At 42.6% G+C, this 13707-nt stretch carries 7 protein-coding genes and 1 tRNA gene; 5 read left to right on the top strand and 3 right to left on the bottom strand.

Annotation, left to right across the window (positions count from 1 at the left end):
• Nucleotides 1-234 precede the first annotated feature (234 nt).
• The 4 genes from HMPREF0091_RS00850 (at nucleotide 235) to HMPREF0091_RS00835 (ending at nucleotide 4527) form a co-directional block, all read left to right on the top strand.
• The gene (locus tag HMPREF0091_RS00850) at nucleotides 235-1008 is read left to right on the top strand and encodes a hypothetical protein (RefSeq protein WP_010240978.1); all 774 of its coding nucleotides are present in this window, start codon (nucleotides 235-237) and stop codon (nucleotides 1006-1008) included.
• Between the two features lie 344 nt (nucleotides 1009-1352).
• On the top strand, nucleotides 1353-2435 hold the full coding sequence (locus HMPREF0091_RS00845) for a MetQ/NlpA family ABC transporter substrate-binding protein (protein WP_006302273.1): 1083 nt from the start codon (nucleotides 1353-1355) through the stop codon (nucleotides 2433-2435).
• 175 nt (nucleotides 2436-2610) lie between these two features.
• Nucleotides 2611-3765, top strand: coding sequence for a methionine ABC transporter ATP-binding protein (locus tag HMPREF0091_RS00840; protein WP_010240979.1), 1155 nt, complete (start codon nucleotides 2611-2613; stop codon nucleotides 3763-3765).
• 27 nt (nucleotides 3766-3792) lie between these two features.
• On the top strand, nucleotides 3793-4527 hold the full coding sequence (locus HMPREF0091_RS00835) for a methionine ABC transporter permease (protein ID WP_006302271.1): 735 nt from the start codon (nucleotides 3793-3795) through the stop codon (nucleotides 4525-4527).
• 117 nt (nucleotides 4528-4644) lie between these two features.
• Here HMPREF0091_RS00835 and HMPREF0091_RS00830 read toward each other — a convergent pair.
• A tRNA-Gly gene (locus HMPREF0091_RS00830) sits at nucleotides 4645-4719 on the bottom strand.
• Nucleotides 4720-4789: 70 nt separating this feature from the next.
• On the bottom strand, nucleotides 4790-8047 hold the full coding sequence (locus HMPREF0091_RS00825) for a M28 family peptidase (RefSeq protein ID WP_006302270.1): 3258 nt from the start codon (nucleotides 8045-8047) through the stop codon (nucleotides 4790-4792).
• Between the two features lie 306 nt (nucleotides 8048-8353).
• Here HMPREF0091_RS00825 and HMPREF0091_RS00820 point away from each other — a divergent pair, with 306 nt between their 5' ends.
• A complete protein-coding gene (locus HMPREF0091_RS00820; protein ID WP_006302269.1) occupies nucleotides 8354-10633 on the top strand; it encodes a WYL domain-containing transcriptional regulator in 2280 nt (759 codons plus the stop codon).
• Between the two features lie 37 nt (nucleotides 10634-10670).
• Here the strand turns inward: HMPREF0091_RS00820 and HMPREF0091_RS00815 are convergent, their stop codons facing one another.
• Nucleotides 10671-13697, bottom strand: a complete 3027-nt coding sequence (locus tag HMPREF0091_RS00815) for a helicase C-terminal domain-containing protein (RefSeq protein ID WP_010241731.1) — start codon at nucleotides 13695-13697, stop codon at nucleotides 10671-10673.
• Nucleotides 13698-13707: the final 10 nt, after the last annotated feature.

The following is a 13707-nucleotide window of genomic DNA, read 5'->3' as shown; positions in this document are numbered from 1 at the left end:
CAATCATTCACATGCAGCCATTCAAAAGCAACATGCACGCTTAGGCATCACCTGAACACCAATTAAACCATCTATAAGGTACAGCACGTTGTATAGGTGCTGCTCACGCCAAACAACCACAGCCATAGCCGCATACAGCGCCTTTCGCATAAGCCGTTTACCGTTTGACGCTTTGAAAAATTGTTCCTTACCGTTACCATTACTATAAGCGTATCAGTAGTTTAAGGAGCACGTATGCCGCAACACAGCTCAAACACAGCGCACCACTCTTCAGCAGATCAAGCGCACAATACAACACAACAGCCGCGCGGCACCATGCGTGTTGTTCTTGCCTTTATTATTGGTGTTGTTGTAATGGGCGCAGCCTGGGGGCTTTATACGTTTATGACATCGTCAACCAACAGTAATCAAACGGGTGCACAAATGACGTCTAGCGACCAGCAAAGCAGCAAAGACCCCAGCACAAGCGCAAACACAAGTGCAAACACATCCCAAACTCCTAATAAGCGCCAACAAGCTGACATTCACAACGCTTATGCAGAAGCACTAAAGCAACCTGCAACATATCTCAAAAAGAAAGACGGATCTTCGTTTAAGTATTATCGCTACCTTGTTCGCGACGCAAGCTCGGATAAAGTAGATGACCTTATTCTTATTGCCTCAGATGAACCAGGGACCAATCCCAAAACATTTAGTATCGCGTTATGCTTTGCCGAAGGTAAAAAGATTGCGCAGCCAGCACACGTGTTTGAATTTTCGCCTTCTTTAGGCGATATGTATTATTTGTCTACCAATAAAAAAGACGATACATGCGCAGTTACCAGTGTTAAAGGGTCTACCTACACATCTGACTTATATGCGCGCTTTGATGGCTCGTATCGCAAAGTAGAGCATAAAGTTTACCAATCGAAAAATACGCCTCGAGATTTTTCTGAAGATAGGTGGAATAAAGTTGATCTCCAACAATCTCTTTCTTCAGACGATCTAACAGGTGTTGCGCAGCTTTAAAATCAAAAGTGCAAAACCAAATATACACGCTTTACCAGCCGAAATATATGTTTCTATTAAGAACCTGCGTTAACTTTGACATAATTAGCATCCAAGAAACTTAACGGCATACACTTGTGTAGAAACTATTAAATTGTTACGAATTATGTACAAAATTCTCAAAAATTTACGTTTTCACTTTGTTTCGTAAGAAATTGTGTGTATTATGCTTACCAACGTAGTTTACAAAGCTATCGTGTGAACATATGCAAGGAAAATTCAAAATGAACATGAGTTTTATTTTGCATAGTTCACTATCTGACCAACTGACTGCATACGTAGTCACGTAATTTGAGGAGGCGTTTATGGCTCAGATAAAAAATACCACCAGTCACGACCAACAAAGTGTGCAGAGTTCCATGCAAGATAAGAAGAGCCAGAGCATGTGCACCTCAAACGAAAGTGACTCAAAACAAAGTGCCCAAAGCTTGTTTGACGATGATATAAATGATGTTGTGCGTACAGATACCTCGCGTAGAACATTTATTTTAGGCGGCCTTGGACTTATAGCAGTAGCTCTTGTTGGCGGCGGTATTTATCTGCATCAAAGCACCAAGAGCGCGCAAGCAGCCGAAAAAGGGACCAAAGACAATCCTGTTATCATAGGTACCGTTGGCTCCAATGATCCACAGTGGAAAGTGTTTTTGAAGAAATGCGAAGAAGCTGGAGTTGCTGTTGAGCTCAAGAATTTTTCTGACTATACTTCGGCAAATCCAGCTCTTGCACAAGGAAGCCTTGATCTTAACTTGTTCCAGCACACGCTTTATTTAGCAAATTACAACGTTAAAAACAACCAGGATCTTCAACCAATTGCTGGCGACGCTGTTGTTCCTTTGGGCTTGTATTCAAAAGCATACAAGAAGCCTGCCGACATTCCAGCAGGATCGCAAATCACTCTTCCTAACGACGAAACCAACCAAGCTCGCGCGTTGGGCGTTTTAAGTGCCTGTGGCCTTATCAAGCTTAAAGGCGAGTGGAATGCCCTTGTTACGCCAAAAGACGTGGACGAAGCAGCTTCTAAAGTTCGTGTTGTCCCTGTTGAGGCAGCAAAAGTAGCAACTTCCCTTCAAGATCCTTCTGTTGCGGCAGCTGTAATCAATAACACGTTTACCAAAGACGCTGGCTTAAATCCTCAGGATGCCATTTTTGCCGATAGCGCGGATTCGCCTTCATCGAGACCCTATATCAACGTATGGGTTGCACGTAAAGAAGACGAAAACAATCCAGTGTTCAAAAAGGTTACCGAAATTTGGCACGATAAGGAAGTCTCAGACGCAGTTATCGAGCACATGCAAGGTCAAGTTATTGTTAACAATGACCCCGCAGACCTGTTGAAACAAGATCTTGCCGACTTAGAGCAGCGCATCAAAGAAGCACAGACCAAATAATACGCATGCGCGAGGTCCAGCGTTACAACAGGTTCAACTTGTTACAAACCGCGCAAAATAACCTCGCAAACTTGTACCTAAAGTAAGTACAATAGATATGCATGTGTAATTTCAATAACGTCATATGCGGCTCACCCATATGCTATGGGTGAGCCTTGCAGGTATAGAGGTAACTATGGAAAACCCTATTATTTCAATCAATCACGCTCATAAAACCTTTACTCAAGGCGGAAAGTCAAAGTATACCCACACAGCTCTTGAAGATGTATCGCTCTCGGTCGAAACAGGCGATATCATGGGTATTATCGGATATTCGGGTGCGGGCAAGTCTACGTTGGTGCGCCTTATTAATGGTCTTGAAAAAGTGGATAGCGGCAACATTTCTGTCTTTGATAAAGACATTACACACTTAAGCGAAACACAACTTCGCCCCTTTCGCCAAAAAATTGGCATGATTTTTCAGCAGTTTAATTTATTTTCATCCAAAACAGTTGCACAAAATATTGCATATCCTTTGGTGCAAGATCGCTGGCGGCGCGATTTTCAAGAACGCCGCGTTGCAAAATTGCTAGATTATGTTGGTCTTAGTGAATATGCACATGCATATCCTTCTCAGCTTTCGGGCGGACAAAAACAACGCGTTGGTATTGCGCGTGCGCTTGCGCTGCAACCAAAAATCTTACTTGCAGACGAGGCAACAAGCGCACTTGACCCCAAGACAACGCAAGAGGTGCTTAATTTACTTAAGCGCGTAAATGCCGAGCTTGGAATTACCGTTGTGCTTATCACACACCAAATGGACGTTGTTGCAAAAATTGCTAAGCATGTAGCCGTTATGGAAACAGCACGCATTGTTGAGCAAGGTCCAGCTTTTAAGATTTTTGCACGTCCGCAAACATCAATTACGCAAAATTTTGTACGTGCTGCTGTTGATTGTGCGCCCACCAAAGAAGAACTTGAGGTTCTGCGTGCGCAGCATCCAGGACGTCTTATAAGCGTTATTATGCGCGATGAAGACGCTCATAATGGCATTGCTTCATCGGGAGATCACATTTCGGCGATGCTCACACACAGAAGCATTACCAACGCTATTTTGTGCGGCGGTGTAAAAATGATAGGAGACAAGTCTTTGGGAACGTTTACTTATGAACTTTACGGTGACGTCTCGCGCATGGATGAGTATATATCCGATCTAGCACGCGAAAACTCAATCGTTGATTTTGGTTCGGCAGAACATCCCATACCCTGGTCTAAGGCATACGAGACCTATCAAACTTTAGACGAAAAACGTTGTAGTGCATATAGCAACACCGCTACAGACGCAAACTAATATCTAAGCTACGTAAAAGAGGTTATTATGTCTTCTCAATTTCTTAATCATTTGTGGGTTACACAGGCAAGCACACTAAATTCTGCCGCGTGGATGGATTTTTCGTCCTATGTTGCGGATGGCGAATTTATACGAGCACTTATTGAAACACTGCAGATTGTTGCAATTACCCTCGTTGCCGGAGGTATCATCGGTATAGCTGTAGGCGTTGTATTATGGGGATGTCGTAAAGGTAGCTTATTTGAAAATGTTGCCGTATATAACATTGTTGATGTTTGCATAAATCTTATACGCCCCATTCCGTTTATCATATTTTTAGCAGCCATCCAACCAGTAACTATTGCGCTTATTGGAACCTCCATTGGAACAGCAGCAGCTATCTGCCCTATGATTGTCGCGTGTTCAGTTGCGTCATCACGTTTGGTAGAGCAGAACCTTCTTTCAGTAGATTCTGGTGTTATCGAAGCTGCGCGGTCGATGGGTGTGTCTAAGTGGGGAATCGTTAAAACCGTTCTTATACCCGAAGCTCTTGCTCCGCTCATTTTAAGTTATGCGTTTTTGTTCATAGGTGTACTGGATATGAGTGCAATGGCTGGATATATCGGCGGCGGCGGTCTTGGTAACTTTGCTATTGCTTACGGATATCAAAAGTTTAATCCCTATGTTACCTGGACCTGCGTAATCATTATGATTATACTTGTTCAGCTTGTACAATTTATTGCTAATCGCCTTGCAAATCATTTGCTCAGAAGAACAAAATAGCTGGTTGAGGCGTTTATATAAGCCTGACCAATAGGTGTAATACCAAATATACCAAATCAGGGTCGTTGATATAAAATACGCTCTTGCTGACACATTCGGCAAGAGCGTTTTATTATCTGGAGCGGGCAACGGGATTCGAACCCGCGAATGATGGCTTGGGAAGCCATTGCCTTACCTCTTGGCGATGCCCGCGCAACATAGCGCCTCTTAGTAAAGACGTGCATTACATTGTATCATATGCACACACGACACAAAGGTTACATTACGCGCGACGAATAAGTTCACACACCATTTGCGCTACTTGTTTTACCTGCTTTGCGTCTATCATATGAGCAACATCGTCTTGTGTATGAGCAAGTGCAGGCAGTCCATTTTCGTCACAACCCATGATAGTAGCAGATCTCACGGAAGCATGCATAGCTGGTGTTGCGTCAGTTCGACCGTAATCATATGCTCTCTTTTGCAGTTGAACGTGCAAATCTTCAGCAATTTTAGAGAGAAGGCGTGTAATTCTTCTATCTGCTCGGCGCGTATTATACGGATCTTCTGCCGTTAACACCGTAAGAGAGCCTGCTCCCACACAATCAAGGTTGATAAGAAAAGCACCACGTATTTCGCGACGGTATTCAGACAAGAATTGTTTCATGCCTGCATGATTATTTTCAGAAGCACCAAGTGCCACAAACCAAATGTCGTGACATAATAACTCATCTGAACCCATCGACAAAACAGCGTCTTTCAATTCTTGAACTTGTTCATCAGATGACATCGATTCATCTTTTTGCTCAAGTTTGCTTGAAGTTGACTTCACTGCATCTTTTTTAGCGTCTTCCCATAATGCGCTTTTTTCTGAAATATTTTCATCACTCAAAGTGTCTGATGAGCATGCGACAGAGTGTGCCGTATCTTCATCGGCAGAAGCTGTGGAAGCAACACCTGCATCAACGATGCCACCTTGAACAAATGGGTTATTTTTCAAACTTAGCGTACGAGAATCTGCCTCGTTAGTAGTTGTTGCATGGGCTTCAACATCATCAACACTTGGCAAATCTTGCGGTTGCGTACCCTTTGTACCATCATGGACGCGAAGGCCAACTCGTGTTGTTGCGCCACCTTTCCACGACTTTGGATGCGATGAAGCTTGGTTGTTATTGTCTTCTTCGTGCACAAAGTTATCCCATGAACCAATCTGACGTCCATCTTTCTTAGCATCAAAATTATCGTCAACACCCAACCACGAACTCATTGAGTTCTTATCTGCAGTTGTTGTTTTTTTCTTCTTACCAAATAAGCCCAAGCCACGTTGTTTCTTTTCATCGGAAAGCTTTGCATGACGATCGATAGAAGGTCCATGCGATCCGTCTTGGGGCTTAGCAGCAGCATCTAATACTTTTATATCACGCTTACCTTGCGGCGCAAAAGTAATAGTTTTTTCATCGGCGGGAGCGTACGTCGTTTTCTTTTCGTCTACTTCTTCATAGAGGACTTCATGAGCGGCCTGGTCGTCATTTTCTGACGCAAATGGATCTTGCACCTGTTCACGTGGATCAGGCAAATCAAACAACACTGCACGACGCGCCATAGCAACGCCCGAAGCAGAACCACCAAGAGCACTTTGTTCGTCTTTAAGTATTTGTGAAGCGTTAGAAACTTGTGAGTCATCACGTTGTGTGCGAGCTTGAACCTCTTGATGAATTTGAGAAATTATCGCTTCCTCGGGTGAAAGTGAATTGTTAGACTCTTTTTCCACTGCTTGAGAGTTCTTGTCTTCTTCTATTTTATCAGCCGCTTCGTCAAGTGGTTTGGTTTGTTCTGCAGCAGCACTTTGGGTGTTTACATCAGCCTTTGTAACAACGGAAGGTTCGTCCTTTGACTCGCGTTTATCTGTTTGTGAGTCCGCAGGAATCTGAATATCTTCATTCGCATGGTTTTCTGAATTCTTAACTACAGACATTTTTTGTTCTGCAGTTACTGGCTTCCAACTGGCAATTGGATAATCTTCTTCAAAGGTAGGAGCAATGTATGCGGTGCGAACTTTCGTACGTGAGGGGGTGTCTACGTTTTGACCGTCACTTAAGTTTTGGCGAGCACCATCATCCACAGACGAAGCGATACTAGATTTCATAGCATTACTTTGTTCTAGATTAGATTCTGGCTGTGTGGCCGCAGTTTCTACTACAGGCGTTTCGTATTTAAGACCCACGGTATAATCTATCTCGCAATCCTTAGGGAGAAGGCTTAGATCTATCAACGTATCTTTACCACGACGGACAACACCAGCAGCAACATCATAACCAATAACCTTTGGCGCGCGTGCTTGACTATCATAAGCGTCTTCATGGTGTAAAGGAGCGGTTCGTTCGGCAACGTTTTCTAATCCCTGATTGTCAGACATAAGGTCTTCGCTCGACACAGGAGCAGATGTTGCACTTATTTGCGCGCTAGTTTCATCTTGGTGGCATGTAACAGGCGAATCGTCTTGCTGCTGGTTGTTTGTAGTAACGTCACCCTGTGGATTTGTAAGTGAGGTTTTTTTACTTACCTCAGACACTGGCTCATCTAGGTTGTTCTCCACAAGATTATGAGTGTCTTGATTCAAAACAGGTGCTGTCTTAAGTGTGTTTTGAAGTTGTGCAGAATCAGATGTATGTTCTTCTTTTTCGGGAATCGACTCGCGCTCATCGTCAACCAAAGACAATGAGCTTGCTTTGCTTTCTTGGGGTACTTCTGCTATTTCACTAAACTTTTGTTGGGGATGAACATAGCCCCATCTGCTTGCCTCGTCATCTGCAGGACGAACAGTATTCACAACGTCCATCATGGCAGCTAAGGAGCTTTTATTACTGTTTGCACCTTCGGTGCACGAAGCAAATTTCTTATATACCGTGTTTACTCCCAGCGCTAAAAACGAAAAAGCACTTAAAATTCCTAATAACCAAAACGCACGACGGACAATATCATTTAAAAATGGCAAGAAAAGCGCAACTTGTACCAGCGCACAAAACATGGTAAATAACACGGCAGAATATACTAATTTTTTAAGGCGCGGCTGATACGGTGCAAATTGAGGTTTGGAAAGAATATCCTCGTTAGGGGTGTCGTAATGAGCAACTACAACAATAGGTCGATTGCCCTTCATAACCAATGGACCTGTTGCGCGGTGCACGCCAATAATATTTTGACTTTGTGCAAGTGGGCCAAACGAACTTATTTCAAAAATATGAAGCTTTTCCAGCACAAGCAAAATAGTTGCAGCAAGACATACTATAAATCCAAAATAGCTTACAAACGTACCCGTAAAACCAGAAATAAGCATGCCGATAAATAAGGCAATATACAAACTGTCGTGTATAACTATGCCCCAGCCATGTGAAACCACGTCTTGACGGTGTAGTTCAAGACTGTGATCTTTCATGAGTTTTTCGATGAGTTCAGCGGCGTCAAGCTCCTCTTGACTATTTGTGGGCGCAATTTCAATGGATTCATTTAAGTAATCAAGATATGTACGAATATCTGCCATGCGAGTATCCTTTGTTTTGCTGTGAGCCGTCTTCTTTAACAGATATGGAATAAATAACCTACGTTATTTTATGCAAACACACGCATTCCTTTTATAGATATAGAGAAACGTATGTTTTTCTTCCACATACAGTTATGTATAAGTTTGCCACAAATTTCCTCTTTACGCACGCAAAATATAGAATTTGTTACAAAAGATATTCTCATAATTCACTCATGTCATGATTTGATTGAGTTTTGTATACTAATACCGTAGATTTTGATTGTTCCACAAAGCTTCTTCAAAAAGAATACAAGGCAGTGATATATGTTTACCGAAAATGATTATGCCGTTCGACGGATTGTTGCATTAGCAACGTACTTCATGAATAATGCATCAAGTGTAAGCGAAGATCGACTTTTGTCGATGTTTTATACTGCAATCGAAAAAAGAGAATCCCAAGCTAAAGCGCTTAAACGAGATATAGCTCGCCTTGAATCTTGTGGCTTTGTTTTTATGAAACACACAGACTTACAACAAGGTAAACCATGTATATCATGGCAGGTTAACGAGAAAAAGAGCTTTGTTATCCATAAATTTTCACCAGTTTTCATGCAGGCGCTATGTGTTCTGTGCGATCCCCTTACGCGTGATAATTCGTTTGCATGGAGAGATGAATTAAGAAGCGCGCTTATAAAACTTGACTCCCAACCACATATATCAACTTTGCCCATTTCTAAGCAGACATCGTCTTTTCCAGTAGATACCTGCGCAAACGAGCAAACCAAACAATCTATACTTGCCACCCTAATTCAGGCGCTGAGCACACACCATTGTGTCAGCTGTGTATATACCGTACAAAATGGAGAGGCTCGCTCTTATAACCTTGCGCCACTCGGAACTTTTGGATTTCACGAGCATACCTATTTTGTTGCCGAAAAAAGCGACGAAAAACACAACGCAAATCAGGGTAAACCATCGTCTGAAGTTTGTGTTCAAAAGCACATTCGTGTGTTTCGTTTAGATCGATTTGTAAAAGTTGCGCTCACCTCAAAAACTTACACACCACCTCAAGATTTTTCATCGCTTGATTATCGTGTTATGCCCTATCAACTGGGAAACACCCCCTTAGAAGCAACGTTTGCTGTTCTGGACAGCTGCCCTGAAGAAGTGCGCGAAGCATGTCATATGCACTTGCATCCAGCGCAGCTTTGCGAGAATAAGCAAACAGCCACCAAGGCACAACAAGCAGCTGCACAGCAACATGTTACTTTATGGAAAACACAGGTTTCAAATATTGATCTTACCGTGCGTTGGGCTATTGAAAATGACTGTATTCCACTTGCACCATCTGCATTACATACTGCATGGAAAAAACTTTTGCACCGCACAGAAAATTTTTATGTTGAGCAACCCAATACTATAAAGCAGACGCCTTCATCAGCTGACAACAAAGCTACATCACAACATCCGCGCGGACGAAAAGATACAAAATCGCTTGTTAAACTTCTCATTTCTCTTGTGGGCAGGCTTCAGCACAATGGAGATACGCTTACCGAAGAGCAAATTATGCAAATTACTCATTGCAAACGCGACCAAGCGCAAAAAATATTGCAATTGTTACTTATGCTCGGCGGCGACACACAGTTTCCTGGCTTAACCCTTACGTATGTAGATACCAAAAATCCTAGTACTACCAGCAATAATTCAAGTGCCGCAAAGTCCTGTCCAACAGATAATGATTCCTATGAAGATACACCTATTCAAAGCATTACGCTTTATGATCCGCATTACGATTCATATGGTATTAAAGGACGAAGCATGTGTTTAACGCTAGCCGAAACCAAAGCACTTACCGAAGCACTGGCTCTGCAGGGTTTTGCAAACAAAGATGAATTTTTAACCTATCTACAAACAAGTGTTGTAAAGAGGGCTCGCAACAGCTCTCGCGCGTCTGAAGAGTGCAAATTTAAAGAGCAACCGCAGCAGCTGGCGAGTATGACGCAAGAGTTGTCAGTCATAACTCACGCTCTGCGCAATCAGCATGTTATACAATTTACCTACGTAAAATCACATTTCTCGTGTTACCAAGCGCTGAATGAGTCACAAAAACCTAATTCTTTAACTAGTCAAACTCAAACTTCATCTCACCAACGTCGTGCAATGCCGCTTGAATTACAACGTCGTGATCAGGCGTGGTATATTCAAGCATATGATTTAGACAAGCGTGCTATACGCGTATTTAAATGCAAAAACATGCATACTATTACAGAACTCCCCTACACGCCCCACAAAAGTCCTACGAATTTACACGACACAACGTTGTGTACCACGGAAGAAAATACAGATTTAATAGACTTCTTTGTTACCAATCCTGCCATTCTACAAAAACTATGGTGGCCAAACTCGCCAAAGAAACCGCAAGAACTAGATGGTGTTATCAAAATATCGTATCGTTTGTTTTCAAGCTCGTGGCTTATACAGCGCATGTGCGCTTGCGCCGATAGCGTATGCACAAGCAATACAAGCTTCTCTCAGCAGGTAAAAGCATATGCTGATAAGCTTCTTGCAACGGCAAGTTTGTTAAAAGATCAAAACATTGTATAACCCTTGATACCACGCCAAGAACGTAAAGAACACGAACTTACTCTTCGTGAGCTTTTCTCCACATCTGGATATATGACTTCATATTCTCACAGGATATTTCCTGATGGTGCACATTTGGTAACGCGTGAAGCACGTGTTTTCCATATGCCTTGCTCAAAACGCGCGTATCAGCAATAATCACCAGTCCACTGTCATGTTGCGTTCTAATAAGCCGCCCAGCTGCTTGACGGACTTCGGTAATGGCACGAGGCAACACATAATTCCACCAGGTAGATGAGTCGCGTTCGGTAAGCGCTTCAACTATAGGATCGGTTGGTGGCACAAACGGAAGTCTAGGAATTACAACACAGCGCAACGTATCCCCAGGCGCGTCAATACCCTCCCAAAACGACTTAAGTGCCACTAGTGATGCTGTCGTATCTTTTTTAAATCCACGCATAATTTGCTGAGCAGATGTTGTTGGGAGTTGTTCAAGCAGTGTTAGACCATGACTTTCAAGACGAGGCACAAGCTTTGAGCTCACAGCCTCCATCTCACGCCGATTGGTAAAAAGCGTTAGAACCGAGCCGTTCATAGCTACATGAATATCAAACAGCAGGTTAGACAGGCATTGTATATACTTTTCATGCTGTGGCAACACAAGGTTATTAGGAACAATAACCCCCATATGATTCTCGTAATCAAATGGCGAAGGAAGTGTTTTGGTTTCCACACGATCGCTGTTAAGCCTATCAAGACCAACCGAATGATCAAAGTACTCAAATGATTGTTCGATCGATAGTGTTGCAGAGGTATATAACACGCTTTGTGCATCCAAATACCAATCAGTGTACAGGCGTTTTCCAATATCAAGACACATTTCCTTAAGATAGGTCTGATATGCTTTCTTTTGCTTAACTCGCTCAACCGTATATACAAATCCATCTTCTGAACCTTGAGTCAGACGAGTTATTACCCCAAGATACGAGGAAACATATGCACATACACGCTTAAAATCCACATCACGATGTAAGGACGCCTCATTTGAAATTGCCTTGCAAAGTTGAATAAGCACCGCCTTGAGCGTATCGAATGTTTTAGCAAACTCGCTCATTTTGTCTAGAAACGCATTCCATGCATCTTGAGAAACAATAGAACTATCTACACGCTGAATCATATGTGTATGCGCACCACGAGAAAAGTGGTATCGATCATCAAGCACAACGGTATTAAGACAATCGAATAAATCTTCGTTTTTAACACGCAACTGTGCCACCAACACAGCAGCTTTTGAAATAAGTTTTTGCAAAAGAGGTTTTTGTTCGCTGTTAGACGAGCTGGAAAACATGTCACCTAACAAGCCAGTTTTTATACCACCCAATGTATAAAATAAATCGGAAAAGACATCTTGAGATAGCTCTTGTGCCCATTGATCACGAACCTGATCAGCAAATCCATGCGCTTCATCAACAATCCAATTGGAAACAAGTGGAAATAACACATGCCCTAATGCAATATCGGTTGCAAGTAACGCATGGTTGGTAACAACAATGTGGGCGTGTTGAGTTCTTTCGCGCAACTCACTTAACATATAATGCGGTGCGCAAGTAGACAGGGTGTGGTTTGAACCGGTGCGATGCGACGCAACAAAGTCCCCTTTAGGAATCATGTTCCACCTAATACCCAAGCTATCTACATCAACATCCACTAATTCGCAACAAGCACTGTATATAATAGCCGCCGTAGTAAGAATTTCAGCCTTAATTTTTGACGAGGAAAATCTAATATCTTTAAATTGCGAAGTATCAAACTCTTCTCGCATGAGCGTATCGATCCCTTCAAGATAGGGATAATGCTCGGCACCTTTCACAATAAGGTATGAAAAATCCTTGGGATAAACCTCGTGTAACTGGGGCAATTCCTTTTTGATAAGCTGTTCTGCAAGCGCGTTAGTTTTAGTAGCAACTCCTATTTGTATATCATTTTGCACTGCACGAGAAACCGAAGGAAGTAAATATGCAAGACTTTTACCTACACCAGTTCCAACCTCTAAAACACCGCATTGACCGCTATTTTGCAAGCTCGTTACGCGTACAGCCATTTCTTGTTGGGTTGGACGCACTTCGTAATTTTGCGACAAAAACATCTGAGCCACACAGCCTGCAGACGAAAAATCATGCTTTGTTTGAGCTTCGTCAACCGTTTTATCTTGATTGGCATGCTCTGCTTGAAACGTAAAGGTATGCGTATTAAAAAGATCTCGTCTAATTTCGGAAATCGTGCCTGTATTTGACATTCCAACAGATGCATTCTCAACAGCTAAACTATATATAAAAGGAGCTTCGCTATTTTCCGAAAGCACTTCGTGAAGTATATACGAAAAAATAAATCTATACGGCCAGTTTACCTCGTTATGCGCTTCTACCAATGTTGTTAAAATCTGTTGAGGTATGTCACAAATACCAGCCAAAATATAATGCCACACGCCTGCTAAGGCAGTACAATCGTCATTCGCACGATGAGTAACGCTTTCGCAGCCAAAGATGTACGCTAAATCCTGCAGTTTGTGCGAGGTCAACGCAGGAAATGCTATACGAGAAAGCGCCAGTGTATCGATCCAAGTATCACTTACACAGGTATCGTTCTGTGCGGCTTCAATAAAAGCTCTATCAAAGCTTGCATTGTGAGCAAGAATGGGATCAAGTTCAACAAAATCAGCGAGGCGAGCGACCGCAGTCTGGGGAGTTGGCGCATGTTCCACATCAACACTGTATATATTGGTAAGCTTTTCTATGTTGTGTGGTATAGGGCGAGATGGATTTACAAATGTTGTAAACTCATCAGCCACACTCCCCTCTTCAAGCTTTACGGCGGCAATTTGGGTGAGCTGATCATTTTTATGCGAAAGCCCTGTTGTTTCGGTGTCAAGCGCCACAATGTCAGATTCTAGGCAGCCAAAATCGTATAAAGACGCGCGCTCCATAAGCGTTGTATATCTTTTACGAATATGAGGATGAATATCCAAAGGCAAAAATTCATTGACTCTCGTCTCAAAATCTTGCCGTTGTTGATTGTCTTGTTCCACGTCAGTCACC

Source organism: Fannyhessea vaginae DSM 15829, assembly GCF_000159235.2.
Taxonomy (GTDB): domain Bacteria; phylum Actinomycetota; class Coriobacteriia; order Coriobacteriales; family Atopobiaceae; genus Fannyhessea; species Fannyhessea vaginae.
The sequence above is the reverse complement of the archived record's forward strand: the minus strand, read 5'-3'. Positions and strand labels throughout refer to the sequence as shown.

Excerpts from the sequence above, each read along its gene's own strand:
- HMPREF0091_RS00850 (WP_010240978.1), top strand. The coding sequence starts at position 235 with ATGCCGCAACACAGCTCAAACACAGCGCACCACTCTTCAGCAGATCAA.
- HMPREF0091_RS00845 (WP_006302273.1), top strand. The coding sequence starts at position 1,353 with ATGGCTCAGATAAAAAATACCACCAGTCACGACCAACAAAGTGTGCAG.
- HMPREF0091_RS00840 (WP_010240979.1), top strand. The coding sequence starts at position 2,611 with ATGGAAAACCCTATTATTTCAATCAATCACGCTCATAAAACCTTTACT.
- HMPREF0091_RS00835 (WP_006302271.1), top strand. The coding sequence starts at position 3,793 with ATGTCTTCTCAATTTCTTAATCATTTGTGGGTTACACAGGCAAGCACA.
- HMPREF0091_RS00825 (WP_006302270.1), bottom strand. The coding sequence starts at position 8,047 with ATGGCAGATATTCGTACATATCTTGATTACTTAAATGAATCCATTGAA.
- HMPREF0091_RS00820 (WP_006302269.1), top strand. The coding sequence starts at position 8,354 with ATGTTTACCGAAAATGATTATGCCGTTCGACGGATTGTTGCATTAGCA.